The organism is Rhodococcus kronopolitis (assembly GCF_042654025.1).
Classification (GTDB): domain Bacteria; phylum Actinomycetota; class Actinomycetes; order Mycobacteriales; family Mycobacteriaceae; genus Rhodococcus_G; species Rhodococcus_G kronopolitis.
This window is the reverse complement of the sequence record NZ_JBHSFO010000002.1, coordinates 240,518-265,988: the sequence shown is the minus strand read 5'-3', so window position 1 is coordinate 265,988 and position 25,471 is coordinate 240,518. Positions and strand designations below refer to the sequence as shown.

Below are 25,471 nucleotides of genomic sequence, written 5' to 3'. Positions count from 1 at the left end.
AGGGGTGTGCGGTGCAGCAAGCGGTGTCCCTGAAGGTGCAGCTCATTGCGAAGACGGAGTTCGTCCCGCCGCCGGACGTGCCCTGGGACACCGATGCGGACGGCGGCGAGGCGCTCGTCGAGTTCGCCGGCCGGGCCTGCTACCAGAGCTGGTCCAAGCCGAACCCGCGCACGGCGACCAACGAGGGCTACCTGCGGCACCTGCTCGAGGTGGGGAACTTCTCGGTCCTCGAGCACGGCAGCGTCAGCTTCTACATCACCGGCATCTCCCGTTCCTGCACGCACGAGCTGATCCGGCACCGGCACCTGTCCTTCTCGCAGCTGTCCCAGCGCTCGGTCCCGGAACGGGACGCGAAGGTGGTGCCGCCGCCCGCGGTCGTCGGCGACCCCGAACTCGAGGCGTTGTTCGAGGCCGCCACCGACGCCAGCCGGGCCGCCTACGCGGACCTGCTCGACGCCCTCGATGCCAAGCTCGCGCACGTGCCGAACGGGTCGGTGCGCGCCCGGCAGGCCCGGCAGGCCGCGCGCTCGGTGCTCCCCAACGCCACCGAGACCCGGATCGTGGTCACCGGCAACTACCGCGCGTGGCGGCACTTCATCGGGATGCGGGCCACCGAGCACGCCGACGTGGAGATCCGCGGGGTGGCCGTCGAGTGCCTGCGGCAGCTGTCGGCGGCGGCGCCAAACGTGTTCGGGGACTTTGTGATTGCCGAGCTGGCGGACGGTACCGAGGTGGCGGTCAGCGAGTTCGACCAGCAGCCGTGACGGTGTCGTGCGCGCCGGGCCGCCGCGGTGTGCAATCCTGGTCGCGCCAACGGGTAACCTTCTGACCATGATCAATGGTGATTCCGACCCAGCCGGGCGACCGTTCGGCACGATCCTGACCGCTATGGCCACCCCCTTTGCCGCGGACGGCAAGCTGGACGTGGATGCCGGTGTCCGGTTGGCGACGCACCTCGTCGACGGTGGTTGCGACGGCCTCGTGCTCGCCGGGACCACGGGCGAATCGCCCACCACCACCGAGGACGAGAAGCTCGAGCTGATGCGCGCGGTGATCGCGGCCGTCGGCGACCGGGCCAGGATCATCGCCGGTGCAGGCAGCAACGACACCGCCCACAGCGTCGACCTGGCGCGCGACGCCGCGCGGGCCGGCGCACACGGCCTGCTCGTGGTGACCCCGTACTACTCGCGGCCGCCGCAGTCGGGACTGCTCGCACACTTCACGGCCGTCGCCGACGCGACCGACCTGCCGGTGATGCTCTACGACATTCCCGCGCGTTCCGTGGTGCCGATCGAGACCGAGACCATCTACCGGCTCGCCGAGCACCCCCGGATCCTCGCCGTCAAGGACGCCAAGGGCGACCTCAACGCGGGCGCCGAACTGATCGCCCAGACGGATCTGGCGTTCTACTCCGGCGACGACCAGCTCAACCTGCCCTGGCTCGCGGTCGGCGCGGTCGGCTTCGTCAGCGTGATCGGGCACCTCGCGCCCGGACGCCTGCGTGAGCTGCTCGACGCCTTCGAATCCGGTGACCTCGCCCGGGCCAGGGAGATCAACGTCGGCCTGATGCCGCTCTACCGCGCCGCGAACCGCCTCGGCGGCGTGACCGCGAGCAAGGCCGGTCTGCGCCTGCAGGGCGTCGACGTCGGTGATCCGCGACTTCCGCAGGTCCCACCCACACCTGAACAACTCGAAGGCCTCACGGCCGATCTGCGTGCAGCGGAGGTTCTTTCATGACCCGTCCTATTCGTCGTCGTAGCGCCAGCCGTCAGGCCGGCCCGCCGACCCAAACCCCGGCCGCGGCGCCCCAGGCTCAGGCCCCGCAGGTCCAGGCTCCGAAGGTCGAGGCTCCCAAGGCTCAGGCCCCGAAGGCCGAGGCCCCCAAGGCTCAGGCGCCGAAGTCCGACGCGCCGAAGTCCGACGCGCCGAAGTCGCAGGGCTCGCGTCGCAAGTCCGACTCCTCGCGTTCGCGCGGCGGCAACCGGCCGCAGCGGCAGCGGGGTTCCGGCGGACAGCGCCCCGACGGCCGCCCGGGCGTCGACCCGAGCGAGCGGCTCGGCCTGCCGCCGAAGGCGCCGCACAACGGCCTTCGCGTGGTCGCCCTCGGCGGCATCGGCGAGATCGGCCGCAACATGACGGTCTTCGAGCACAAGGGCAAGATCCTCATCGTCGACTGCGGCGTCCTCTTCCCCGAGGACCAGCAGCCCGGCGTCGACCTGATCCTGCCGGACTTCGCGCACATCGAGGACCGGATGGCCGACGTCGAGGCCGTGGTGCTCACGCACGGTCACGAGGACCACATCGGTGCCATCCCGTTCCTGTTGCGTCTGCGTCCGGACCTGCCGGTGATCGGCTCCCGGTTCACCCTCGCCCTGGTCGCGGCCAAGTGCCGGGAACACCGGCAGCGGCCGAACCTGATCGAGGTCACCGAGGGTCAGCGCACCACGCACGGACCGTTCGAGTGTGAGTACTTCGCCGTCAACCACTCGATTCCGGACGCCATCGCCATCGCGATCCGCACCGACGCGGGCATCGTGCTGCACACCGGCGACATCAAGCTCGACCAGCTGCCGCTCGACGGCCGCCTGACCGACCTCGCGGGCTTCTCGCGACTCGGTGACGAGGGTGTCGACCTGTTCCTGGTGGACTCCACCAACGCCGAGGTGCCGGGCTTCGTCACTCCCGAACGCGAGATCGGCGGCGTGCTCGACAACGTCATCGGCAAGGCCAAGCAGCGCGTCATCGTCGCGTCCTTCGCCAGCCACGTGCACCGCATCCAGCAGGTCGTCGAGGTCGCGGTTCGCTACAACCGCAAGATCGCGTTCGTCGGCCGGTCGATGGTCCGCAACATGGAGATCGCGCAGGATCTCGGGTACCTGTCGGTGCCGGACGGGGTGGTCGTCGACGTCGACACCGCCGCGAAGCTGCCGGACGACAAGCTGGTGCTCATCTCGACGGGCTCGCAGGGCGAACCGCTCTCGGCGCTGTCCCGGATGGCCCGCGGCGAGCACCGGCAGATCAACATTCGCGCCAACGACCTGGTGGTGCTGGCGTCCTCGCTGATCCCGGGCAACGAGAACTCGGTGTTCGCGGTGGTCAACGGTCTCGCCAAGCGCGGCGCGACCGTCGTGACGTCGCAGAGCGCAAAGGTGCACGTCTCCGGGCACGCGTCCGCCGGCGAGCTGCTGTACCTGTACAACGCGGTGCGCCCGACCAACGCCATGCCCGTGCACGGCGAGTGGCGGCACCTGCGGGCGAACGCTGCGCTGGCCAAGGCCACCGGTGTCCCCGAGGAGCGCGTCGTGCTCGCCGAGGACGGCGTCGTGGTGGACATGGTCGACGGGCTCGCCGAGATCGTCGGACGGGTGCCGGTCGGCATGGTCTACGTGGACGGCAACTCCGTCGGTGACGTCGGCGACTCGACGCTGTCGGACCGCCTGGTGCTCGGCGAGGGCGGGTTCATCTCGATCTCGCTGGCCGTCGACACGCACACCGGCAAGGCCGTGAGCACCCCCGAGGTGCACGGGCGCGGGTTCTCCGACGACAAGAACGCCCTCAAGGAGGCCGTGGTGCTCGTCGAGAAGGAGCTCGATCGGCTCGCCGGTGAGGGCATCATCGACACCCACCAGATCGCGCAGGCCGTGCGTCGCGTGGTCGGCCGCTGGGTGGCGGACAAGTACCGCCGCCGCCCGATGATCATCCCGACGATCATCGGCGTCTGACACAGGCGTTCGAACCGCCGGTACGCGACACCGCTTCTGGTGCGCGTGTTGCGGAATGGTCCAGGTGGGACCAGAGCGACTAACCTGACAGGCATGGCAGGTAAGACCGGCACCCGATCCTCACAGACCCCGACGTCCTCCGGGCGCTCCACAGCGCCCCGAGGATCGTCGGGGTCTGCGTCGTCGAGGGGCGGTTCGCCGACGAGCGGGGGAGCCAAGCCCCGGTCCGGCGGTCGCACCACCAAGACGGTCAGCACGCCGCGCAAGTCCACCGCGCCGCGCACCACCACCCGCAGCAACGCCGCCGGCCGCAAGCCGGCCTCGAAGTCCGGACCCGGACCGCTGCAGGTCGTCGGCAGGGGCCTGAGCAGCGGCTGGACCGTGGTCGCGCGTGGGGTCGGCGCCACCACCCGAACCGTAGGCAAGGCCGCGGACATCGAGCACGGCCATCGCCGCGACGGCATCGCGCTCGGCCTGATCGCGGGCAGCGTGGTGGTCGCCGCCGCCATGTGGTTCGGGGCCGGGGGACCGGTCGGCGACTGGATCGAGACCGGGGTGCGGGCGCTGTGCGGCAACGCGGGCGCGCTGCTGCCGATCCTCGGCGTCGTGATCGCCGTCGCGCTGATGCGCACCGAGCCCAAGCCCGAGATCCGGCCGCGTCTGGTCCTCGGATCCCTGCTCATCGGCCTGCCCATGCTCGGGATCTTCCACGTGATCAGTGGCGCCCCGACCGACGCGCCGGGTCGCGCCGACGGCGCGGGATTCGTCGGGTACGTCGTCGGCGGTCCGATCACGGACGGCCTGACCATGTGGCTCTCGCTCCCGCTGCTGCTGCTGGCGCTGGGTTTCGGGGTGCTGCTGATCACCGGCACCACCGTCCGGGAGGTCCCGGAGCGGGTGCGCACCCTGCTCAGCACCGGGCGCCACGACGACGCCTACGGGGCGTACGACGACGAGGACGCCGACGCGGAGCCCGACGAGCCCCTCGACTACGGCCAGGACGACCTCGACGACCTGCGCACCCTCCGTCCCGCCCGGCGCCGTCCGCGCTCGCGGCAGGATCCCACCGACTTCGACCCGGCGCTCTTCGACGCCGACGGCTACCCGGTCGACGAGTCCGCCGGCGCCACCAACTACCCGGTCGAGGAGACCTCGGACGAGGCGTTCACCGAGGTCATCTCGCCGGTCGCGGCCCCGGTCGCGCCGCCGGTGCGACCGCGGGCGACGCCGACTCCGCCGGCGACGCCCCGCGTGCACCCGACCCCGCCGCCGGCGCCGGAACCCGATGACGAGCCGGCGATGACGGCCCTGGACCGGGTCGTCGAGGGCGACTACACACTGCCGCCGGCCGGTCTGCTGATCGAGGGGGACCCGCCGAAGACCGGCAGCGCCGCGAACGACGCGATGATCGAGGCCATCACGGAGGTGCTCGACCAGTTCAAGATCGACGCCGCGGTCACCGGGTTCACCCGCGGCCCGACCGTCACCCGCTACGAGGTCGAGCTCGGACCCGGCGTCAAGGTCGAGAAGATCACCGCGCTGGCCCGCAACATCGCGTACGCGGTCGCCACCGACAACGTCCGGCTGCTGGCCCCGATCCCCGGCAAGTCCGCGGTCGGCATCGAGGTGCCGAACACCGACCGGGAGATGGTCCGTCTCGCCGACGTGCTGGCCGCGCCGTCCACCCGCAAGGACCACCACCCGTTGGTGATCGGCCTGGGCAAGGACATCGAGGGCAACTTCGTCGGCGCCAACCTGGCCAAGATGCCCCACCTGCTGGTGGCCGGTTCCACCGGGTCCGGCAAGTCCAGCTTCGTGAACTCGATGCTGGTCTCGCTGCTGGCCCGGGCCACCCCGGACGAGGTCCGGATGATCCTGATCGACCCGAAGATGGTCGAGCTGACCCCGTACGAGGGGATCCCGCACCTGATCACGCCGATCATCACCCAGCCGAAGAAGGCGGCGGCCGCGCTGGCGTGGCTGGTCGAGGAGATGGAACAGCGCTACCAGGACATGCAGGCCAACAAGGTCCGGCACGTCGACGACTTCAACGCCAAGGTCCGGTCCGGCGAGATCACCGCGCCGCTCGGCAGCGAGCGGGTGTACCGGCCGTACCCGTACATCCTCGCGATCGTCGACGAGCTCGCGGACCTGATGATGACCGCCCCGCGCGACGTCGAGGAGGCGATCGTGCGGATCACCCAGAAGGCGCGTGCCGCCGGCATCCACCTGGTGCTGGCGACCCAGCGTCCGTCGGTGGACGTGGTGACCGGCCTGATCAAGACGAACGTGCCGTCCCGGCTGGCCTTCGCGACGTCGTCGCTGACCGACTCCCGGGTGATCCTGGACCAGCCGGGCGCGGAGAAGCTGATCGGCATGGGCGACGCGCTGTTCCTGCCGATGGGCGCCGGCAAGCCGACCCGTCTGCAGGGCGCGTTCATCACCGACGAAGAGATCGCCGCGATCGTCGACTTCGCCAAGACGCAGGCCGAGCCCGAGTACACCGACGGTGTCACCGCGTCGAAGGCGGCGGACAAGAAGGACGTCGACCCGGACATCGGCGGCGACATGGACGTGCTGCTGCAGGCGGTCGAGTTGGTGGTCACCAGCCAGTTCGGTTCCACCTCGATGCTCCAGCGCAAGCTGCGGGTCGGGTTTGCCAAGGCCGGCAGGCTGATGGACCTGATGGAGACCCGCGGCGTCGTCGGGCCGTCCGAGGGTTCGAAGGCCCGCGACGTGCTGATCAAGCCCGACGAGCTGGACGGGCTGCTGTGGTCCATCCGCGGCGGCGACCCCGAGGCCGCGTCCGAGGAGGACTGACGGCCCCCTCGTAGAGAGGCCGGCCCCGAACGAGACGCTCGCGTCCCGTCGCGGCGCCGTGTGCTGCCGCGGGCAGGGACCGTCGCGTCGTCGTGTGCCGCCGCGTCGCCGAGTGAACGGTACGTTCATTCGATCTGATCGAATGAACGCTTCCGTTCATTCGATGGCGGCCGGGAGCCGGTGGGGCGGGCCGGGGCGGGAGGGGCTGGAGTGACGGGGTGCGGGACTGTGGTTGAATGGGGGAGCTTGGAGGGGAGTATCCCCGTTCCTGTGGCACGCCCGTCAACACGATCGACACCATTGTCGGTCCGGGTCTGCCGGTCGACCTAGGTCGGCGGGAGAGACCTCCGGTTCCCTTATGCACGGCAACCGGAGGATGCACTCAATGCACATCACCCCCGCTGTCTGGATCATCACCTGTCTGGTGATCCTCGGCTTGTTCGTCTTCGACTTCTTCGCGCACGTGCGAACCCCGCACGCACCGACCTTCCGCGAGTCCGCGTTCTGGTCCGCCGTCTACATCACCATTGCGCTGGTGTTCGGCGTGATCGTCACCTGGATCTGGGGCGGGACCTACGGCGGTGAGTACTTCGCCGGCTACGTGACCGAGAAGGCCCTGTCGGTCGACAACCTGTTTGTCTTCGTCATCATCATGTCGACCTTCGCCGTCCCACGGCAGTACCAGCAGAAGGTGCTGCTGATCGGCATCGTGATGGCACTGGTGATGCGCGGTGCCTTCATCGCCGTCGGCGCCGCCGCGATCAACGCGTACAGCTGGGTGTTCTACCTGTTCGGCTTCTTCCTGGTCTACACCGCGATCAAGCTGGTCAAGGAGCACGGCAACGAGGTCGAGGTGGAGCAGGAACGGGACAGCCGGATCATCCGGCTCGTCAAGAAGGTCCTGCCGACCACCGACGAGTACGACGGCGACAAGCTGGTCACCAAGATCAACGGCAAGCGCGTCGTGACGCCGCTGCTGCTGGCGCTGGTTGCAATCGGCTTCACCGACGTGCTCTTCGCGCTGGACTCGATCCCCGCGATCTACGGTCTCACCAGCGAGGCGTACATCGTCTTCACCGCCAACGCCTTCGCCCTGATGGGCCTGCGTCAGCTGTACTTCCTGATCGGCGGCCTGCTCGAGCGCCTGGTGTACCTGTCCTACGGCCTCTCGATCATCCTTGCGTTCATCGGCGTCAAGCTGGTGCTGCACGCCCTGCACGAGAACACCCTGCCGTTCATCAACGGCGGCGAGCACGTCTCGGTGCCGGAGATCAGCACGGGGATGTCGCTGCTGGTGATCCTCGGCGTGCTGGTGATCACCACCGTCGCGAGCCTGATCAAGACCCGCAACGACTCCGGCGACACCGCCGAGGTCGACGCCAAGTCCTGACCGGCCCGCGTGGGGCTGCTCAGCGGTCGCTGAGCAGTCCCATGATCGGGTTCCACTCCACGCAGCGGACCGCGTCGATCAGGCCGTCCCGCGCGAACGGATCCTGCGCGAGCAGGGCGAGCATCGCGGTCTCGTCGGCGGCGTCACCGACGATCAGCGCGCCGCTGCCGTCCGGGTACGGACCGACGCTGACGAGCACGCCGGACTCCACGCCGTCGGCCAGCCAGCCGCGATGCTCGGGTCGAACCACGTCGCGACGATCGGACGTGGACGCGCTGTAGGTGTACTGGACGGCGAACAGGGGCATGGAGGTTTCTCGCTCTCGGCAGTGACGGGGAATGTGGCGGTCAGAGGGTAAGCAGCAGTCGGGTGTTGCCGAGGGTGTTCGGCTTCACATAGCTCAGGTCGAGGAACTCGGCGACGCCCGTGTCGTAGGACCGGCACATCTCGGCGTACACCTCGGCGGTGACGGGCGTGCCCTCGATCTCGACGAATCCGTGCCGGCCGAAGAAGTCCACCTCGAAGGTGAGCACGAACACCCGCTGCAGGTCGAGTTGGCGCGCCACCTCGATCAGCTGCGCGACCACCAGGTGGCCCGTGCCGCGGCCCTTGACCGCCGGATCGACTGCGACGGTGCGGATCTCGCCGAGATCGGACCACAGCACGTGCAGCGCGCCACACCCGACCACCGCGCCGTCGATCTCCACCACCCAGAATTCCTGGACAGCCTCGTAGAGGGTCACCAGGTTCTTCTCGAGAAGGATCCGACCGGCGTAGATGTCGATCAGACGCTTGATCTCCGGCACGTCGGAGGTGCGGGCGCGCCGGACCGTGGGTGTGGCAGGATCCGAAACGCGGGGGCCTGAAGTCATGCGCTGCACATTAGCGGTCGCTGCAAACGATATTCTGGTCCCTGTGCCGGTCCCAACTGATTTGCTTCGACTCGACGCCCGGATGGGCGTGCGGGAGTTCTACGTCGATCGGTGGGTGTCCGGATGACCGCACAGTCCCACGACGCGACCGAACGGGGCGACGCCGCCGAGGTGCCGACCACTGACGAGTCGGCACACGAGCACCAGGTGCCGCTGGTCAACATCGCCAACATCCTGACCGTGCTCCGGATCCTGCTGGTCCCGGTGTTCCTGGCCGCGCTCTTCGTCGACGACGGGGAGTCGACCACCTGGCGGATCATCGCGACGGTGATCTTCGCCGTCGCCGCCATCACCGACCGGATCGACGGCCAGTTGGCCCGGAAGTACGGGCTGGTCACCGATTTCGGCAAGCTCGCGGACCCGATCGCGGACAAGGCTCTGATCGGTGCCGCGCTGGTGGGCCTGTCGATGCTCGGTGAGCTGACGTGGTGGGTGACCGCGATCATCGCGATCCGTGAGCTGGGTGTGACGGTGCTTCGGTTCGCGGTGCTCCGGCACGGAGTCATCCCCGCGAGTCGCGGCGGCAAGGCCAAGACACTCGTGCAGTCGTTCGCGATCGGCATGTACCTGCTGCCCCTTCCCGACGCGTGGGCGCCCGTCAGCGTGACGCTGATGGCGCTTGCCGTGCTGCTCACCGTGGTCACCGGGCTCGACTACGTGGTCCAGTCGATCCGGTTGCGGGCCGGCGTCCACCACCCGCCGAAGTGACGCCCCCGCCGGCCTGCCCGCTGGACCCCCTTGTCCCCGGCACCCGTGCGGTGGAGCTGGTGGCGGCGCTGACGAGCCGGGGACAGACGATGGCCACCGCCGAGTCCCTGACCGGCGGCCTGCTGGCCGCGACCGTCGCGGGGGTGCCCGGCGCGAGCGTGGTGCTGCGCGGCGGCCTGATCGTCTACGCCACCGACCTGAAGGCGACGCTCGCCGGCGTCGATCCCGACCTCCTCGCGGCGGACGGCCCGGTGGCCGGGCGCACCGCGGCGGGGCTCGCCCGGGGTGCACAGACCCGCTGCGGGGCCGACTGGGGGGTCGGGCTGACCGGTGTCGCCGGACCCGACGAACAGGACGGACACGCGGTGGGTACGGTTTACCTGGGCATTGCCGGACCGGATGGCATAGGCGTGATCGACCTGGCACTGCCCGGAGACAGGTGGGCAGTTCGTGCCGCGGCGGTCGACGCAGCGGTGTCGGGGCTCCTCGCTCGCCTCGATGTCGGGGTCCCGCGATAGGGTCGGGAACCAATTCGGGTCGGTGTGGCGTTAACTGAGCAGTCGGCTGGGTAGTTCGACAGCCGGATCGAAGAAGGAGGAGCCGGATGACGGTCTTGTTGCGTGAAGCAATCGGCGGCAGTCTGCGGCGCACGCGGGTGTCGCAGAGCCGAACCCTGCGTGAGGTCTCGAGCTCCGCGAGGGTGAGCCTCGGATACCTCTCCGAGGTGGAACGCGGCCGCAAGGAGGCCTCCAGCGAGCTCCTGGCCGCGATCTGCTCGGCTCTCGAGGTGCCGCTCTCGGACGTGCTCTACGACGTCAGCGAGTCGCTCGCCGACGGCGGCGGGCGTGCACACGCCGCTGCCGAGTCCCGTGCCGCGCGTGAGGAGTCCCTGGCGCCGAGCCAGCTGCCGGGCACGGCGAAGCACCCGGTGCTCGACGCGGCCGCCCGGATCGGGGAGGACCCCCGCATGGTGATCGCGGCGCCGCCGGCCCCGGCCTACGCGGCGGCGTAGTCGGCGGCGACGTCCGGTGCGGGCGACATGCGGGCCGGTTTGCCCGCGGCAACGGACGGCGAGCGCGCCGACATTGTAGATTTGTGAGCGAGACATCAGCGTGCCGAACGCGAAGTGCGGCACGCAGGTAGGACAGACGAGCAGGTGGGGCGCAGCCCTTGTACCGGTGCGTGACGGTCGCGTGTCGGGTCGCGTTACGCGCGGCGCATCAGATGGAGGCGGGATCAAATCCATGGCTAATCCGTTCGTCAAGGGGTGGAAGTACCTGATGGCGCTCTTCAACTCGAAGATCGAGGAGAAGGCCGACCCCAAGGTGCAGATCCAACAGGCCATCGAGGACGCACAGCGCCAGCACCAGGCGCTTTCGCAGCAGGCCGCGTCGGTGATCGGAAATCAGCGCCAGCTCGAGATGAAGCTCAACCGGCAGCTCGACGAGATCGAGAAGCTCAACGCCAACACGCGTCAGGCGGTCACACTCGCCGATCAGGCCGCCACCGCGGGTGACGTCGAGAAGGCGACCCAGTACACCAACGCCGCCGAGGCGTTCGCCGCTCAGCTCGTCACCGCGGAGCAGAACGTCGAGGACCTGAAGGTGCTGCACGACCAGTCGCTGCAGGCTGCCGCCCAGGCGAAGAAGGCCGTCGAGCAGAACGCGATGGCACTGCAGGCCAAGGTGGCCGAGCGCACCAAGCTGCTCAGCCAGCTCGAGCAGGCCAAGATGCAGGAGAAGGTCAGCGAGTCGCTGCGCTCGATGGACAGCACGCTGTCCGCGCCGGGCAACACCCCCAGCCTGGACTCGGTGCGCGACAAGATCGAGCGCCGCTACGCCGACGCGCTCGGCTCCGCGGAGCTGGCCGGCAACTCGGTTCAGGGCCGGATGATGGAGGTCGAGCAGGCGAGCGTCCAGATGGCCGGTCACAGCCGTCTCGAGCAGATCCGCGCCTCCATGAAGGGCGACACGCTGCCCGCCGGCGGCGCCGCGACCCCGGCCGCCGCACCGGCCACCCCGGCCGCAAAGCCGGAGGCCGCGGGCCCGACCGCGCAGTAGTACCCAGACCCACCGCGACAACGGGGGCCGACCGGACACTGTCCGGTCGGCCCCCGTCGTCGTGTCCGACCGAGCGGCGGGTTGCGGGGTCCGCCGTGGGTGAACAGCGGCATGGCGTTCGCCGCCTGGTGGAAGACTCGGGCCATGGCTGCAGCGGACCGCACCGTCGTAGATCTCGCCGCCCGGCGCCGCGCCCGGCGGGGTCCCGGCAGCGCGGACGCCCCGGCGCCGCTGTTGCGCACGGTCTACGGCGAGATCCTGCGTGACGAGCGCCGCGACCAGGACCGCACCCTCGCCGAGGTCGCGCGCGCGGTCGGCATGTCCAAGCAGTACCTGTCCGAGGTCGAGCGCGGGCGCAAGGAGCCGTCGTCGGAGATGCTGCACTCGGTGTGCGGCGCGCTCGGCCTGCCGCTCGAGCACCTGCTGGCCCGTGGTGTGCGGCGACTGGCCGTCCTGCGGCGGGCCGGAACGGGCGTTCCGTCCGGCCTGCCGCGGGAGCGGAGCCTGCGGAGCGATCGAGGTTCAGTGGAACTGCTGGCCGCGTAGGCGCACTCAGCCGGCGTCGCGGGCGACGATAACCTGGTCGGCGAGGCCGTAGTCGACAGCCTCCTGCGCGGTGAAGATCCGGTCCCGGTCGGTGTCCTTGCGCAGCTGCGCCACGTCCCGGCCGGTGTGCGCGCTGAGGATCTCCTCGGTCTGCGACCGGATCCGCAGCACCTCCGCGGCCTGCAGCGCGAGGTCGGAGATCGAGCCCTGCCCCTGGGTCGATGGCTGGTGCAGCAACACCCGGGAGTGTGCGAGCATGTGCCGCCTGCCGGGCGCCCCCGCGGCGAGCAGGACCGCCGCCGCCGACGCGGCCTGACCCATGCAGTAGGTCGCGACCTGTGGGCGCAGGAACTGCATGGTGTCGTAGACCGCGAGCATCGCGGTGGTCGATCCGCCGGGGGAGTTGATGTACAGCCCGATCTCCCGGTCCGGTGCCTCCGCCTCGAGGTGCAGCAGTTGCGCCATCACGACGTTCGCGACGCCGTCGTCGACCTCGGTGCCCAGGAAGACGATTCGCTCGTTGAGCAGTCGGCTGAACACGTCGAAGGACCGTTCGCCTGCCGGTGTCCGCTCGATGACGTTCGGAATCGTGTACTGGGACATCACTGCAGCCCGATCCGTCCGGCGGTCGCGAAGGGCGCGATCTGGGCGAAGGAGTCGACGACCTCGTCGACGATCCCGTAGGCGCGGGCCTGCTCCGGGGTGAACCAGCGGTCACGGTCGCTGTCGGCCGCGATCTCCTCGACGGGGCGTCCGGTCTCCGCCGCGAGGATCTCCTCCGACTGCCGCTTCATGTACTCCCAGTTGTCCGCCTGGATGGCGATGTCCATTGCGGTGCCGCCGATCCCGGCCGACGGCTGGTGCATCATGATCCGGCTGTGCGCCAGGCTGATCCGCTTGCCGTGGGTACCCGAGGCGAGCAGCACCTGGCCCATGCTGGCGGCGAAGCCGAGGGCCACGGTCACCACGTCGTTGGGGATCAGTTTCATGGTGTCGTAGATGGCCAGCCCGGCCAGCACGGAACCGCCGGGCGAGTTGATGTACAGGACGACGTCACGGTCGGCGTCGGCGGTGGCCAACAGCACCAGTTCGGCGCACACCCGCTCGGCCATCTCGTCGTTCACCTCCCCGGTGAGCAGCAGGGTGCGCTGGCGGAACAGGCGGTCGGTGAGTTGGTCGCGGTAGTCCATGGGCGATTTCTCGTTCATGCATTCCGTTGTATCGGGCCGGCGTTGGCGCGAATCGATTTGTCTGCCAAGGGCAGACGCGGCCGCGCCGAACAGGTCGGAGTCGACACCCGCCGATGACGACTGGCGTCGTTCGATCCCTCCGTGGTTGTGTCAGGGCATGGAGAATTCTGTTCGACCGATGCGGGCGGGCGATCTCGACCGCGCGGCGGCCGTCCTGGCGGACGCCTTCACCGGCTACCCGTGGACCGACTGGTGCGTGGCCGCCGATGCCCACACCGAACGTCTCGCCGGGTTGCAGCGCATCTACCTCGAACACCTGGCGCTGCCGTACGGCGCGGCCGACATCGACGCGACGGGTAGCGGGGTGGCGGCGTTCGTCCCACCGGACGTGCCGGAGCCGGACGAGAGCGTCGTCTCGAGGATCGTCGAGCTGCACGGCGACCGGGTCGGGCGACTGGCCGAGGCCGAGGACCAGCTGTCGAGGCTCCCGGCCGATCCCGACGCCTGGACCCTCGCGACCGTCGGGGTCGCCCGCGCAGGTCAGGGCGCCGGGCTGGGTGGAGCGCTGCTGGCGACCGGCCTGGAGGAACTGGACCGACACAGCCGCGCCTGCAGCCTGGACACCTCGACCGACCGGAACCTGGCCCTCTACGAACGCCACGGGTTCGTGGTCACCGGCCACGTCGCGCTCGACGGCGGGCCGCAGGTGTGGCGGATGCACCGTCGGGCCGCGCATCGGGCCTAGTCGTCGACGCCGCGGGCCGCCAGGGCCTCGCCCATCGCGTCGGCGGTTCGAAGGGCGCCGATCATCACCGGCACTGCCAACGCACGCAGCGAGAAGCCGAGGCCACGGGCCTTGCGGGCCTCCGTCACGTCGGAGACGAGCCCGGCCAGCAGCGGTACGCAGCGCAGCGTCATCGCCAGCACCAGCGCCACCCGGTCCGGGTTGACGCCGAACCGGCGCAGCGGCGCCAGGAGGGACTGGACGGCGTCGAGCATGTCGAGCACGCGGGTGGTCAGCGTGACGAGTGCCGCGGCAGCCACGGACAGCAGCAGCACCCCGCACACCACCAGTGCCCGGCGCCACCCGGTGAAGATCACCTGGAACGCCCCGACGAACAGCAGCATCCACAGCACCGGGCGGAGCTGGCTCAGCGCCACCCGGACCGGCACCCGGGCCACCGCGTACCCGCAGACCACGACCGCGGCCGCGGGCACCAGCTGCCACGGTGCGCGAACCGCGACGGTCATCGCGATCAGCACCACGACCAGGCCCGCAAGCTTGGTGGCCGCGGACATCCGGTGCAGCACCGAGTCGCCGGAACGGTAGAGGCCCAGCGTGGTCATTCGACGAGCCGGCGGTAGAACTCGATCGACTCGCCCGGCTGCCCGTCCGCCACGACCCGGCCGGCGTCGACCACCAGCACCCGGTCGAAGTCGGCGAGCAGGCCGAGCTGGTGGGTCACCACGATCACCTGCTGCGGCAGCGCCGCGAGGGTCTGCGCCACGCGCCGGGTGTTGCGCAGGTCCAGCAGCGTGGTCGGCTCGTCGGCGACGATCACCTCCGGCTCGGTGACCATGATCGCGGCGAGCGCGAGCAGCTGCTTCTGGCCGCCGGAGAGCAGGTGCGTCGGGTGCTCGGCGTGCCCGGCCAAGCCGAACTCCGCGAGCACCGCGGCGACCCGGGCCGCGCGTTCGGTGGCGGGCAGGGTTGTCCGGCGCAGCGAGAACGCGATGTCCTCGGCGACCGTCGGCATGATGATCTGGTGGTCGGGGTCGGTGAAGACGAAGCCCACCTTGCGCCGGACCTTGCGACCGTCGCGCGCGGTGTGGAGCCCGTCGACGGTGACCCGGCCGCCGGTGGGCAGGACCAGGCCGTTGATCATCCGGGCGAGGGTGGACTTGCCGCTGCCGTTGGCGCCGACGATCCCGATCCGTCGTTCGGTGAGGTCGAGGGTGACGTCCGCGAGCACCGGGCGGTCGCCGTAACGGTGGGTGACGGACTCGAACCGGATCTCGGTCATCGGGGTCGGCGTCAGGCCGGGTCGACGGCCGGCCGCCGTGCCGCCACGCTCGACGCCAGCAGCACCGGGTACGCGCGGTGGACCTGCACGGCCACGACCGCCGCGACCACGGCCTTGACGGCGTCACCGGGCAGGAACGTGAAGTTGGTGGTCAGTGCCGCCCACAGCGTCAGGTCGGTGCGCAACATCAGGCCGGCGATGCCGCAGGCGTAGAGCACCACGATTCCGCCCAGCGCGTTGATCGCGGTGCCGACCAGCACGTTGTACCGGGGCACGGCCTTGACGGTGAGCCAGCCGATCAGCGCGACTGCGGGGAGCCACCCGATCAGGAACCCGGCCGTCGGCCCGGCCAGCGAGGTCAGGGTGGTGCGGCCGCCTGCCAGCACCGGCAGCGCCAGTCCCAGCGCCATGACGGTCAGCACCGACAGCACGCCCTTGCGGGCGCCGAGCAGCGCGCCTGCCAGCATCACGCCGAGGGTCTGCAGGGTGATCGGGACACCACCGCCGCCGATCGTGATGGTGCCGGGCAGTCCCAGGGCGATGATCAGCGCGGCGAACACCGCGACCTGGGCGAGGTCGCGCGCGGTGAACCGCGACGCGTCGGTGGGGCTGGTGGACACGGCGTCAGACTCCTGGGGAAACGGGGCGGGTAACCCGGCGAGTTTAGTTCACCCGCCCGCACCCCTCGGGGGCGCGCTGCCGGGGACCTGGGGGATCACCCCGATCTTTCCCCCATCTTCTCGCTCGGCTGGTGATCTCGGGCCGGATGCGTGCAACGCTGGACGGACCGGACAGCCAAGTCGTGGTGGTTCGGCAAATCGAAGGAGGCCGGAAGTGTTCTGGAAGGTCGTGGGGATCGTGGCCGTGGTCTGGATCGCGCTGGCCGTGGTCGGCGTACTGGTCAAGAGCCTGTTCTCGGTGCTGGTGATCGGTGCCGTGATCTTCGGGCTGTACCTGCTGTTCAAGGCGATGTCGGGCTCCGACACGCACGACGTCACCCGGCTCTGACGCCGGGAGCGGCGCCGGTCGCGGCACACTGAGGACCATGGACCAGATTCCCGAGGACTGGCAGCGCGGTGTGGTGATCGTGGCCCACCCCGACGACATCGAGTACGGGTGCGCCGCGGCGGTCGCCCGGTGGACCGCGCAGGGCAAGGACGTCCGGTACGTCCTGGCGACCAGCGGCGAGGCCGGAATCGACGGGATCGCGCCGGACGAGTGCCGCCTGCTGCGCGAGGATGAGGAGCGGCGCTCGGCCGCGGTCGTCGGGGTCAGCGAGGTCGAGTTCCTGGGCCACCCGGACGGGCGACTGCAGGCGGACCTGGCGCTGCGGGCCTCGCTCGCCGCGGCGATCCGGCGGCACCGCCCGGAGTTCGTGGCCACCATGAACTTTCGTGAGACGTGGGCGCCCGGCCACCTCAACAGCGCCGATCACCGCGCGCTCGGGATCTCGGTGCTCGACGCGGTGTCCGACGCCGCCAACGCGTGGATCTTCCCCGAGCTGACCGAGCCGCCGTGGGCGGGGGTGCGCTGGGTCGCGGTCAACGTCATGGTCGGGGCCACCCACGCCGTCGACGTCACCGAGACGGTGGCGCTCGCCGTCGCCTCGCTGACCGAACACCGGCGGTACCTCGAGGCGCTCAGTGCGACCGACGTGGCGGAGCAGGCCGCGAACCAGATCGAGATGGCCACCGCACCGAAGGACGGTTTCCCGGCGCAACGGGCGGTGGCCTTCGAGCTGTACTCCTACTGACCGCCCGGTCCGCCGTGCAGCGGCGCCCCGACGATCGCCCGGCCCGCGTTCGGCACCGCCACGATGTCGAGCGGCAGCGGGTCCAGCCGCTCGCCGTCGGCGTACGGCGTGATGACGGTCCCGCCGATGCCGTCCCGCGGCGCCTCCAGCCGGATCTTGCGGGAGCGGAACGTCTGCACCTCGTCGAGGTCGACGTGGGTGCCCTTGTAGACGGTCGGGAACAGCCGGATCAGCTTGAGCCGGCTGCCGGCGGTCACCACGGTCACGTCGAGCAGTCCGTCGTCGAAACGGGCGTTCGGGGTGATCAGCATGCCGCCCCCGTAGGAGGTGCCGTTGCCGACCGTCACCATCGCCGCGTCCAGTTCGATCGTCTGGTCGTCGAGCACGATCCGGTAGGGGATCGGCTTGAGCTGCGCCAACTCGACGAGCATCGCGGCGTTGTAGCGCATCGGGCCGCGCGGCCATCGCATCCGGTTCGCTCGGTCGGTGACCAGCGAGTCGAAGCCGCTCGAGAGCACGGTGCCGAACCAGCGGTCGCCTGCGCGGCCGAGGTCGAGGGTGGCGATCTCGCCGTGCGCGATCACGTCGGCGGCCGCGGCCGGGTCGTCGACCGGGATGTGCAGCTGACGCGCGTGGTCGTTGCCGGTGCCGCCGGGGATGATGCCCAGTGGCACACCGGTTTCGGCCAGTGCCTGCCATGCGATGCTGATCAGCCCGTCGCCGCCGGCGGCGACCAGGGCGTCGGTGCCGGCGGCGACCGCCTGACGGGCCAGGGTGAGCGCCTCGGCGGCGTCGCGGCCCTCGATCTCGGTCACGGTGACGCCGAGTTCGCGCAGCCGGGCCACGGCCGTGGCCGCGGCCTCCGGGGCGTGGCCGTTGCCCGCGGCAGGGTTGGTGAGGACGGTGACCGATCGTGTCATGGCAGCAGCTTGCCAGGGTTGAGGATGCCGGTGGGGTCGAGTGCGTCCTTGACCGCCCGCAGCACGGTGCCGCCCAGCTCGCCGATTTCGTCGAGCATCCACGGCTGGTGGTCGCGGCCGACGGCGTGGTGGTGGGTGATGGTGCCGCCCGCGGCCACGATGGCGTCGCCCGCGGCCCTCTTGGCGACGGCCCACTGCGCGAGGGGATCGGCGGCCTGGGCGCAGACGACCGTGAAGTACAGCGACGCGCCGGTGGGGTAGGTGTGCGAGATGTGGCACATCACCAGCGGCGGGGTGCCCTGCCCGGCAAGCGATTCGGTGAGCGCGGTGGTGACCGCGCCGCGCAGGTTCGAGAGGTTGGACCAGGTGGTCGCGGTCTCGAGTGTCTCGACGACGGCGCCGGCGTTGAGCAGCGCGTCGCGCAGGTACGGCGCGTCGAACCGGCCGTGCTCCCAGTCCCGGGCCGGCTGCTCGCCGAGGGCGGTGCCGCCCGCGGCGGTGAGCACCGCGGTGGCCTCGGCGTAGCGCGACTGCACGTGCGCGGCGGTGCCCTCGAAGGTGGTGACGGACAGGCAGCCCGCGGTGGGGCTCTCGCCGCCGACCTTGGAAGCAAGGGCCAGGTTGAGTCCGGTCTCGGCCTCGTCGGACAGCCGCATGACGGTCGGCGCGGCGCCGGTCTGGATCACCGTGCGCAGCGCGGCGGCGCCGGTCTCGAAGTCGGGGAACGACCACGCCTGGTAGGCGGTGGTCTCGGGGACCGGGTGCACCCGGACCGCGACGGAGGTGATGATCCCGAAGGTGCCCTCGGAACCGACGAACAGCTGACGCAGGTCGGGGCCGGCGGCGGAGCCCGGGCCGCGTCCGAGGTCGAGGGTGCCGGACGGGGTGGCGACGGTGATCCGCTCGACCATGTCGTCGAACCGTCCGTAGCCGGCGGAGGCCTGTCCGGACGACCGCGTCGCGGCGAACCCGCCGATGGTGGCGAACTGGAAGCTCTGCGGGAAGTGCCCGAGCGAGAATCCGTGTGCCCCGAGCAGTGCCTCGGCCTGCGGGCCGGTGACGCCGGCCTCGAGGACGGCGATGCCGGAGACCGCGTCGAGGCTCACCAGCGCGTCGAGCCGGCGCAGGTCGAGCGCGAGCACCTCGGCGAAGTCGCCGCGGACCGGGTCGACGCCGCCGACCACGCTGGTGCCGCCGCCGAACGGGACGGACGCGACGGACTGGTCCGCACACCACTGCAGCAGGGCCAGTACCTCGTCGTGCGAACCGGGCAGGACCACCGCATCGGGGGCGTCCTGCGGTCCGGTGTCCTTGCGGCGCAACAGGTCAGGGGTGCTCTTGCCGCCGGCGTGACGCAGTCGGGTGGCGTCGTCGGTGCGCACGTGATCGGCGCCGAGCAGCGCCTCGAGCGCGTCCCGGTGCGCGGGCGTCAGCGCGGTCGGGCGGAGCACGGCGTCGGACTCGGCGGGCGGCGGCGCCTGCTCGGCGGACACCCCGAGCGCGGCCTGCAGCAGCGAGACGACCTGCGGGGAGAGTTGCTTACGGAACTCGCCGACACCCCACGCGTCCCACTCCATGGTGGGAGCCTCGGTGTCGGGGCGGGCGAGTGGCGACTGCGAACGAGGCGCTGTGGTGTCGGTCATGCGTTACAGTGTTACACACGATGTCTATCCGTAACGAAGATTCCGGCGTCCGTGATGCCGCGCCCAGCGTCGACGACCTGATCCTCGACGCGGCCCGGACCTGCGTGCTGGAGTTCGGCCTGCGCCGGACCACCCTCGCCGAGATCGCCCGCCGCGCCGGCGTCAGCCGCCCGACCGTCTACCGGCGCTGGCCGGACACCCGCGCCGTGGTCGGGGACCTGCTCACCCGGGAGATTCGCCAGGCGCTGCCCGAGATGTCCGGCCCGAACGGCGCCCGCGAGCAGCTGGTGAACGGCGTCGTCGAGGTGGCCGAGAAGGTGCGCACCCACCCGCTGTTCGTCAAGATCGTCCGTTCGGACCCGGAACTGCTGGTCCCGTACATCGTGGACCGGCTCGGTGCCAGCCAGCGCGCCATCGTCGACGTGCTCGCCCCCGTCGTCGCGGCCGGTCAGCGCGACGGCTCGATCCGCGCAGGCGATCCCGCGGCGCTCGCGACCATGGTGCTGCTGATCGCGCAGTCCGCCGTCCAGTCCGCAGGCATCGTCGCCGACGTGCTCGCGCCCGACGCCCTGGTCGCGGAGCTGCGCCTGGCCGTCGACGCCTACCTCACCCCCCGCTAGCCGCCCGCCCCAGGAGGAGCTCACCGTGCATCCCTACTCCCTGTCCGCGCTCAACGCGGACCGACGCTCCCGCGACCTCGCCGCACTCGGCGACCGCCCGGAGGTCGACGTGCTGGTGATCGGCGGCGGCGTCACCGGCGTCGGCGCCGCGCTCGACGCCGCCGCCCGCGGGCTGCGGGTGCTGCTGGTCGAGCGTCACGACTTGGCCTTCGGCACCAGCCGGTGGAGCTCGAAGCTGGTGCACGGCGGGCTGCGCTACCTGGCCACCGGCAACGTCGGGATTGCGCGCGAGAGCGCCGTCGAGCGGGGCATCCTGATGACCCGCACGGCCCCGCACCTGGTCCGGGCGATGCCGCAGCTGGTGCCGCTGCTGCCCTCGGTCGGCGCGTTCGAGAAGTCGCTGGTGCGAACGGGTTTCCTCGCCGGTGACCTGTTGCGGGCGACCGCTCGGACGCCCTCGTCGGTGCTGCCGCGGTCGCGGCGGGTCTCCGCGGACCGGGCCGCGGCGCTGGCGCCCGCGGTCCGGCGCGAGGGGCTGCGCGGCGGGTTGCTGGCCTACGACGGCCAGCTCGTCGACGACTCCCGGCTGGTGGTCGCGCTGGCCCGGACCGCGGCCCTGCGCGGCGCGACCGTGCTGACCCGGGTCGGTGCCTACGACGTGACCGGCGACTCCGCCCTGCTGCGCGACGAGCTGACCGGCGAGGAGCTGACCGTCCGGGCCAGGGCCGTGGTCAACGCCGGCGGCGTGTGGGCCGGCCAGATCGACCCCGAGATCAAGCTCAAGCCCAGCCGCGGCACCCACCTGGTGCTCTCGGCCGAGGCGCTCGGCAACCCGACCGCGGCCCTGACCGTGCCGATCCCGGGGGAAACCAACCGATTCGTGTTCGCGCTGCCTGCGCAGCTCGGACGGGTGTACCTGGGCCTGACCGACGAGGCCGTCGAGGGCGATATCCCCGACGTGCCGACCGCCGCCGACTTCGAGGTCGACTTCCTGCTGGACACGGTGAACACCGCGCTGGGCACCCCGCTGACCCGTGACGACGTGCTGGCCACCTACTCGGGGCTGCGGCCGCTGCTGGACACCGGCGAGGGCTCGACCGCGGACCTCTCGCGCAACCACGCCGTGCTGCGTTCGGCGACCGGGGTGATCAGCGTGGTCGGCGGCAAGCTCACCACCTACCGGAAGATGGCGCAGGACGCGATCGACCTGGCGGTGCGCGAGAGCGGGCTCGAGGCCGGGCCGTGCCTGACCGCGGACCTGCCGCTGGTGGGTGCCGGTGCCGAGCCCGGCGACGGTCCGTCCCCGCGGGACCTGCCCGAGTCGCTGACGGCCCGGTACGGGGCCGAGTCCGCGGCGGTGGCCCGCGCCGGGGAGTTGACGCCGGTTGCCGAGGGCATCGACGTCACCCACGCCGAGCTGGCCTTTGCGGTGAGCCACGAGGGTGCGCTCGACGCCGACGACCTGCTGGACCGGCGGACCCGGATCGGGCTGGTCCCCGCCGACCGGGAGCGGGCGCTGGCCGCGGCGACGGAGGCGTTGGCGCGCAGCTGAATTCCGGGTCGCGGGCCCGGCGGTCGGTCGTCGCCGACAAATTTTGCCGGGCCGGGACGATTTAGGACCGATCCTGTCCGCATTCGTTCGTAGCGTGGTCCCTACCCACTTCAAGGAAGGGACCACACCGTGACCATCTCCCCGCAGCCCGAACTGACCGGCGAGCGCGCCGACATCCTCTCGATCCTCGCCGACCAGCGTCGGACGTTCCTGATCGCCTATCGCGGGCTCGACGACGACGGCGCGCGCACCCGGTCGACGGCGAGCGAGCTGACCCTGGCCGCGTTGCTCAAGCACGTGGCGGGCACCGAACGGAACTGGCTCGTGACGCTGCTCGAACGCGACGAGACCGCCGAGTTCGACATGGCGACCGCTACCGCGTCCTGGACGGTGGGCGACGGCGACACCGTCGAGGCGCTGCTCGCGGAGTACGACGCCGTCGCCGCCGCGACCGAGGCGGCGGTGGCGTCGCTGCCCGACCTGGACCTGCTCGTCCCGCTGCCGACCGCGCCGTGGTCGCCGGAACGCGAATGGTGGACGGCGAGAAAGGTTCTGCTGCACGTCATCCGGGAGACCGCGCACCACTCGGGGCACGCGGACATCATCCGCGAGTCGCTGGACGGGGCGAACACGACCATGCAGATGGGTGCGGACGCCGGCATGGAGTTCTGACCCGCCGCGGGGGCGAAGTTCACCCGGCGGAGCCGGGTCCCGCGGGAGTAGCGTCGGGCTCTGTGAGCATTCGACTCGGATACCAGATGCCCAACTTCAGCTACGCGAAGCCGGTCCGGGAGCTCTTCCCCACCGTCGTCGCCCAGGCGAAGGAGGCGGAGGCCGCGGGCTTCGACACCGCCTTCGTGATGGACCACTTCTACCAGTTGCCCGGCATCGGGGAACCGGACGAGCCGATGCTCGAGGCCTACACCGCGCTGGCCGGCCTGGCGGCGTCGACCTCGAGCATCCAGCTCTCCGCGCTGGTCACCGGCAACACCTACCGCAACCCGCCGATGCTGGCCAAGACCGTCACCACCCTGGACGTGGTCAGCGGCGGGCGTGCGGTGCTCGGCATCGGGGCCGGCTGGTTCGAGCTCGAACACCGCCAGTTCGGCTACGAGTTCGGCACCTTCACCGAGCGGTTCGAACGGCTCGGGGAGGCGCTGGAGATCATCGTGCCGATGCTGCGCGGGCAGCGGCCGACGTTCGAGGGCAAGTGGTACCGGACGGAGGGCGCGATCAACGAGCCCCGCATCCGTGACGACCTGCCGGTGCTGCTCGGTGGCGGCGGCGAGAAGAAGACCTTCGGCTTCGCGGCCCGCTACGCCGACCACCTGAACATCATCTGCAACGCCTCGGAGCTGCCGCGCAAGCTCGACGCGCTGGCCCAGCGCTGCGAGGAGGCGGGCCGCGACCGCGGCACCCTCGAGACGAGCTTCCTCGCGTTCGTGATGATCGACGAGGACGGCGACCGCGCGCGGCAGCTACAGCGCGAGTTCCTGCTCTCGCGCGGCGTCGACCTGTCGACGCTCTCGCCGGGGGACCGGGCCGCCGCCACCGACCGGCAGTTCGTCGGCAACCCGGACGAGGTGGCCGAACAGATCCAGACCCGGGTCCTCGACCACGGCGTCGACGGGATCGTGATCAACCTCGTCGCCAACGGAGAGGAGCCGGGGATCGTGGAGTTGGCGGGCGCGGCCCTGCGCCCGCTGGTGACCGACTGACCACCGGGGCACGGCGACGTGACGGTCGGACCCGGCTCCGAGCGGCCTGAGGAGAGGTTCCGGCGGCTGACGACGCCTCGGTCGGCGGCGGTCGCCGGCATCGCCTTCGGGATCCTCTTCGGGGTCAGCCTGGTGCTGATGCGCACCGCGCTGCCTGCCGATCCGTTGGCCCGGAGCGCCTGGACGGGGAGCGCCGCGACGCGGATGTCCGCCGCGCTGGTGCTGGCGCCGTTCGCGGGCATCGCGTTCCTGTGGTTCATCGGCGTCGTCCGCGACCGCCTGGGCGACCTCGAGGACCGGTTCTTCGCGACGGTGTTCCTCGGCAGCGGACTGCTGTTCCTGGCCATGACCTTCGTCTCGACGGCCGTCGCCGGCGGGATCCTCGCGTTGTCCCGGCACTCGGGCGGCTCCGAGGCCGAGATCGTCTACTTCGGCCGCGAGCTGATGTTGCAGGTCAGCAACGTCTACGCGGTGCGGATGGCCGGGGTGTTCATGATCTCGCTCGGCACGATCTGGCTGCGCACCGGGCTGATGCCGCGCTGGCTGGTGGTGACGACGTACCTGCTGTCGCTGACCCTGCTGCTCGTGGTCAGCCTCAGTCTCTGGGTGACGCTGGTGTTCCCCGCGTGGGTGCTGGTGATCAGTGTCTTCATCCTCGCGCGCCGGCCGGGGGCGAGGACGGACGGCAAATCCAGGTAGTTCTCACCTGGTCGGGGGGTACCTGCGACACGGACGCTGGTGCCACCCCAGAAACCCCGCGACACCGAGGTGACCAATGTTCGAATCCGTGACCGAGCCCCACCGCGCTCACCGCAGTACGGTGGCGGATCCCGCCGGACAACTCGGCTCGCACGCGTCGGAGTGGGAGGAGCGGTTGCTGAGCGAGCAGCCGACCGTTCGCGAGACGTGGGAGTGGTGCCCGACGGAGCCGGGGGAGGTGGAGGCATCCCTGTGGATGACGGGCGCGGTGTTCCTGTCGAGGATCGTGCGTGAACTCGGCCATGCCCGCGACGACCAGGGCCGGTCGGAGATCGCGGATCGGGTGACGGCGCTGTGCGTCGACAGCGTGCTGGCCGGGTACGACGGCGACCTCGAGGCGGCCGAGGCGCTGGTGGACCGGGCCGGCCACGCCGCGGCGCGGCACGGCGACCTCAGGTTGGCCGCGCTCGTGGCCGAGGCCACCGCGTACCTGGCCGTCTTCGGAGACGACCTGCGCGGCGCGGTGTACTGCTTCGAGGACGCGCTCGCCTCGCGCCGGGCGGGCGGCGAGGAGGATCAGATCTCGACCCTGCTGGGCCTGTCGGCGGCATATGCCCTGATCGGTGACGAGCCTCGGTGCAGCGACCGCCGCGGTGCGGCGCTCGCAATCGCCGGGACAGTCGGCGACACCGATCGCCGCGGTGCGGCGCTCGCAATCGCCGGGACAGTCGGCGACACCGATCGCCGGGCGGGATAGGCGCGGACGTCGGATGATCCGCGACGAGTGCCGGATGTCCCACCACGCCCGGGCGGAGACCAGCCCCGCCGACGACCCGCCTGCCGCGTTGATGATCCGCTGCTGCACACACTGCGAGACGCGGCTCGCGCCGGATGCCTGGAGTTGCACCGGCTGTGACCGCTGTGACCTGTCGTGGCTGCGGTCCTCCGGGACGGGTTGGATCGTCTCGCGCACGGTGGTCGAGCTTCCGCCCCACCGCGGGCGACACCCCGTCCCCTGCACGATCGCGGTCGTGGCCCTCGACGACGGACCCTGGGTCTGTGCCTGGATCGAGGGCGCGGCGGCGAACAGCCACCTCGATCCGATCAGGGTGCGATTCGATCATTCGGACCCGGGGGAGCGATACCCTTGTTTCGTCAGGTGCGCCGCGTAGCA

General features: G+C 70.9%; 29 protein-coding genes. 20 read left to right on the top strand and 9 right to left on the bottom strand.

All coding sequences use genetic code 11. The features are described from left to right. Positions 1 to 11 precede the first annotated feature (11 nt). The 5 genes from thyX to ACFO6S_RS04405 all read left to right on the top strand — a co-directional run bounded on the left by thyX (position 12) and on the right by ACFO6S_RS04405 (position 7,932). Positions 12 to 764, top strand: coding sequence for an FAD-dependent thymidylate synthase (thyX, locus tag ACFO6S_RS04425; protein ID WP_378414506.1), 753 nt, complete (start codon positions 12 to 14; stop codon positions 762 to 764). Positions 765 to 831: 67 nt separating this feature from the next. Continuing rightward, the gene (gene dapA, locus ACFO6S_RS04420) at positions 832 to 1,737 is read left to right on the top strand and encodes a 4-hydroxy-tetrahydrodipicolinate synthase (RefSeq protein WP_378414504.1); all 906 of its coding nucleotides are present in this window, start codon (positions 832 to 834) and stop codon (positions 1,735 to 1,737) included. Beyond that, a complete protein-coding gene (locus ACFO6S_RS04415; RefSeq protein ID WP_378414503.1) occupies positions 1,734 to 3,722 on the top strand; it encodes a ribonuclease J in 1,989 nt (662 codons plus the stop codon). The genes dapA and ACFO6S_RS04415 overlap by 4 nt, the downstream gene beginning before the upstream one ends. Before the next feature lie 93 nt (positions 3,723 to 3,815). After that, on the top strand, positions 3,816 to 6,542 hold the full coding sequence (locus ACFO6S_RS04410; protein ID WP_378414501.1) for a DNA translocase FtsK: 2,727 nt from the start codon (positions 3,816 to 3,818) through the stop codon (positions 6,540 to 6,542). Positions 6,543 to 6,927: 385 nt separating this feature from the next. Continuing rightward, a complete protein-coding gene (locus ACFO6S_RS04405; RefSeq protein WP_378414499.1) occupies positions 6,928 to 7,932 on the top strand; it encodes a TerC family protein in 1,005 nt (334 codons plus the stop codon). Positions 7,933 to 7,951: 19 nt separating this feature from the next. Here the strand turns inward: ACFO6S_RS04405 and ACFO6S_RS04400 are convergent, their stop codons facing one another. Further along, entirely contained in the window at positions 7,952 to 8,239 is a 288-nt protein-coding gene (locus tag ACFO6S_RS04400; protein WP_378414497.1) for a YciI family protein, read from the bottom strand. A 40-nt stretch (positions 8,240 to 8,279) separates the two neighbouring features. Further along, positions 8,280 to 8,804 (bottom strand): amino-acid N-acetyltransferase, encoded by a 525-nt coding sequence (locus ACFO6S_RS04395; protein WP_378414496.1) that lies wholly within the window; start codon positions 8,802 to 8,804, stop codon positions 8,280 to 8,282. A 123-nt stretch (positions 8,805 to 8,927) separates the two neighbouring features. Here ACFO6S_RS04395 and pgsA point away from each other — a divergent pair, with 123 nt between their 5' ends. From pgsA to ACFO6S_RS04370, 5 genes are all read left to right on the top strand, one after another. Further along, positions 8,928 to 9,572, top strand: coding sequence for a CDP-diacylglycerol--glycerol-3-phosphate 3-phosphatidyltransferase (gene pgsA / locus ACFO6S_RS04390; protein ID WP_378414494.1), 645 nt, complete (start codon positions 8,928 to 8,930; stop codon positions 9,570 to 9,572). Then, positions 9,569 to 10,090, top strand: a complete 522-nt coding sequence (locus ACFO6S_RS04385) for a CinA family protein (protein ID WP_378414492.1) — start codon at positions 9,569 to 9,571, stop codon at positions 10,088 to 10,090. The genes pgsA and ACFO6S_RS04385 overlap by 4 nt, the downstream gene beginning before the upstream one ends. An 86-nt stretch (positions 10,091 to 10,176) precedes the next feature. Continuing rightward, positions 10,177 to 10,584 (top strand): helix-turn-helix domain-containing protein, encoded by a 408-nt coding sequence (locus ACFO6S_RS04380; RefSeq protein WP_378414490.1) that lies wholly within the window; start codon positions 10,177 to 10,179, stop codon positions 10,582 to 10,584. 232 nt (positions 10,585 to 10,816) lie between these two features. Beyond that, positions 10,817 to 11,632, top strand: coding sequence for a phage shock protein PspA (gene pspA / locus ACFO6S_RS04375; RefSeq protein WP_378414488.1), 816 nt, complete (start codon positions 10,817 to 10,819; stop codon positions 11,630 to 11,632). Between the two features lie 144 nt (positions 11,633 to 11,776). Then, positions 11,777 to 12,178: a helix-turn-helix domain-containing protein gene (locus tag ACFO6S_RS04370; protein ID WP_378414486.1), complete on the top strand. Its 402-nt coding sequence runs from the start codon at positions 11,777 to 11,779 to the stop codon at positions 12,176 to 12,178. Positions 12,179 to 12,184: 6 nt separating this feature from the next. Here ACFO6S_RS04370 and ACFO6S_RS04365 read toward each other — a convergent pair whose 3' ends face one another. Together ACFO6S_RS04365 and ACFO6S_RS04360 are read right to left on the bottom strand one after the other, a co-directional pair. Further along, positions 12,185 to 12,781 (bottom strand): ATP-dependent Clp protease proteolytic subunit, encoded by a 597-nt coding sequence (locus ACFO6S_RS04365; RefSeq protein ID WP_378414484.1) that lies wholly within the window; start codon positions 12,779 to 12,781, stop codon positions 12,185 to 12,187. Next, positions 12,781 to 13,425, bottom strand: a complete 645-nt coding sequence (locus ACFO6S_RS04360) for a ClpP family protease (protein WP_378415221.1) — start codon at positions 13,423 to 13,425, stop codon at positions 12,781 to 12,783. The genes ACFO6S_RS04365 and ACFO6S_RS04360 overlap by 1 nt, the downstream gene beginning before the upstream one ends. A 100-nt stretch (positions 13,426 to 13,525) precedes the next feature. On the opposite strand from ACFO6S_RS04360, the gene ACFO6S_RS04355 reads away from it, so the two are divergent. Then, complete coding sequence (locus tag ACFO6S_RS04355; protein ID WP_378414482.1) at positions 13,526 to 14,113, top strand: GNAT family N-acetyltransferase; 588 nt, start codon at positions 13,526 to 13,528, stop codon at positions 14,111 to 14,113. Here ACFO6S_RS04355 and ACFO6S_RS04350 read toward each other — a convergent pair. From ACFO6S_RS04350 to ACFO6S_RS04340, 3 genes are read right to left on the bottom strand one after another with little or no spacing between them, the layout of a single operon-like run. After that, entirely contained in the window at positions 14,110 to 14,715 is a 606-nt protein-coding gene (locus tag ACFO6S_RS04350; RefSeq protein ID WP_378414480.1) for an energy-coupling factor transporter transmembrane component T family protein, read from the bottom strand. The two genes, ACFO6S_RS04355 and ACFO6S_RS04350, sit on opposite strands and share 4 nt — an antisense overlap. Continuing rightward, positions 14,712 to 15,392: an energy-coupling factor ABC transporter ATP-binding protein gene (locus ACFO6S_RS04345; RefSeq protein WP_378414479.1), complete on the bottom strand. Its 681-nt coding sequence runs from the start codon at positions 15,390 to 15,392 to the stop codon at positions 14,712 to 14,714. The genes ACFO6S_RS04350 and ACFO6S_RS04345 overlap by 4 nt, the downstream gene beginning before the upstream one ends. A gap of 11 nt (positions 15,393 to 15,403) precedes the next feature. Beyond that, positions 15,404 to 16,012 carry a biotin transporter BioY gene (locus tag ACFO6S_RS04340; protein ID WP_378414477.1) on the bottom strand — a complete coding sequence of 203 codons (609 nt, stop codon included), beginning with the start codon at positions 16,010 to 16,012 and terminating at the stop codon, positions 15,404 to 15,406. A 214-nt stretch (positions 16,013 to 16,226) separates the two neighbouring features. Here ACFO6S_RS04340 and ACFO6S_RS04335 point away from each other — a divergent pair, with 214 nt between their 5' ends. Together ACFO6S_RS04335 and ACFO6S_RS04330 are read left to right on the top strand one after the other, a co-directional pair. Continuing rightward, the gene (locus ACFO6S_RS04335; RefSeq protein WP_378414475.1) at positions 16,227 to 16,400 is read left to right on the top strand and encodes a hypothetical protein; all 174 of its coding nucleotides are present in this window, start codon (positions 16,227 to 16,229) and stop codon (positions 16,398 to 16,400) included. A 37-nt stretch (positions 16,401 to 16,437) separates the two neighbouring features. After that, positions 16,438 to 17,145 (top strand): PIG-L deacetylase family protein, encoded by a 708-nt coding sequence (locus ACFO6S_RS04330; protein WP_378414473.1) that lies wholly within the window; start codon positions 16,438 to 16,440, stop codon positions 17,143 to 17,145. Here ACFO6S_RS04330 and ACFO6S_RS04325 read toward each other — a convergent pair. Both ACFO6S_RS04325 and ACFO6S_RS04320 read right to left on the bottom strand, forming a co-directional pair. Next, positions 17,139 to 18,065, bottom strand: coding sequence for a diacylglycerol kinase (locus tag ACFO6S_RS04325; protein WP_378414471.1), 927 nt, complete (start codon positions 18,063 to 18,065; stop codon positions 17,139 to 17,141). The two genes, ACFO6S_RS04330 and ACFO6S_RS04325, sit on opposite strands and share 7 nt — an antisense overlap. Further along, positions 18,062 to 19,642, bottom strand: coding sequence for an FAD-binding oxidoreductase (locus ACFO6S_RS04320; protein ID WP_378415219.1), 1,581 nt, complete (start codon positions 19,640 to 19,642; stop codon positions 18,062 to 18,064). Before ACFO6S_RS04320 ends, ACFO6S_RS04325 begins: the two co-directional genes overlap by 4 nt. A gap of 86 nt (positions 19,643 to 19,728) precedes the next feature. Here ACFO6S_RS04320 and ACFO6S_RS04315 point away from each other — a divergent pair, with 86 nt between their 5' ends. The 7 genes from ACFO6S_RS04315 (at position 19,729) to ACFO6S_RS04285 (ending at position 25,469) form a co-directional block, all read left to right on the top strand. Next, positions 19,729 to 20,328, top strand: coding sequence for a TetR/AcrR family transcriptional regulator (locus tag ACFO6S_RS04315; RefSeq protein WP_378414469.1), 600 nt, complete (start codon positions 19,729 to 19,731; stop codon positions 20,326 to 20,328). Between the two features lie 25 nt (positions 20,329 to 20,353). Then, positions 20,354 to 21,880, top strand: a complete 1,527-nt coding sequence (locus ACFO6S_RS04310; RefSeq protein ID WP_378414467.1) for a glycerol-3-phosphate dehydrogenase/oxidase — start codon at positions 20,354 to 20,356, stop codon at positions 21,878 to 21,880. 129 nt (positions 21,881 to 22,009) lie between these two features. After that, on the top strand, positions 22,010 to 22,552 hold the full coding sequence (locus tag ACFO6S_RS04305; RefSeq protein ID WP_378414465.1) for a DinB family protein: 543 nt from the start codon (positions 22,010 to 22,012) through the stop codon (positions 22,550 to 22,552). Positions 22,553 to 22,614: 62 nt separating this feature from the next. After that, positions 22,615 to 23,598: an LLM class F420-dependent oxidoreductase gene (locus ACFO6S_RS04300; RefSeq protein WP_378414463.1), complete on the top strand. Its 984-nt coding sequence runs from the start codon at positions 22,615 to 22,617 to the stop codon at positions 23,596 to 23,598. An 18-nt stretch (positions 23,599 to 23,616) separates the two neighbouring features. After that, positions 23,617 to 24,297: a hypothetical protein gene (locus tag ACFO6S_RS04295; RefSeq protein ID WP_378414462.1), complete on the top strand. Its 681-nt coding sequence runs from the start codon at positions 23,617 to 23,619 to the stop codon at positions 24,295 to 24,297. An 88-nt stretch (positions 24,298 to 24,385) separates the two neighbouring features. Beyond that, a complete protein-coding gene (locus ACFO6S_RS04290) occupies positions 24,386 to 25,054 on the top strand; it encodes a hypothetical protein (protein WP_378414460.1) in 669 nt (222 codons plus the stop codon). Between the two features lie 13 nt (positions 25,055 to 25,067). Further along, positions 25,068 to 25,469: a Zn-ribbon domain-containing OB-fold protein gene (locus tag ACFO6S_RS04285; protein ID WP_378414458.1), complete on the top strand. Its 402-nt coding sequence runs from the start codon at positions 25,068 to 25,070 to the stop codon at positions 25,467 to 25,469. The last annotated feature ends 2 nt before the right edge of the window (positions 25,470 to 25,471 follow it).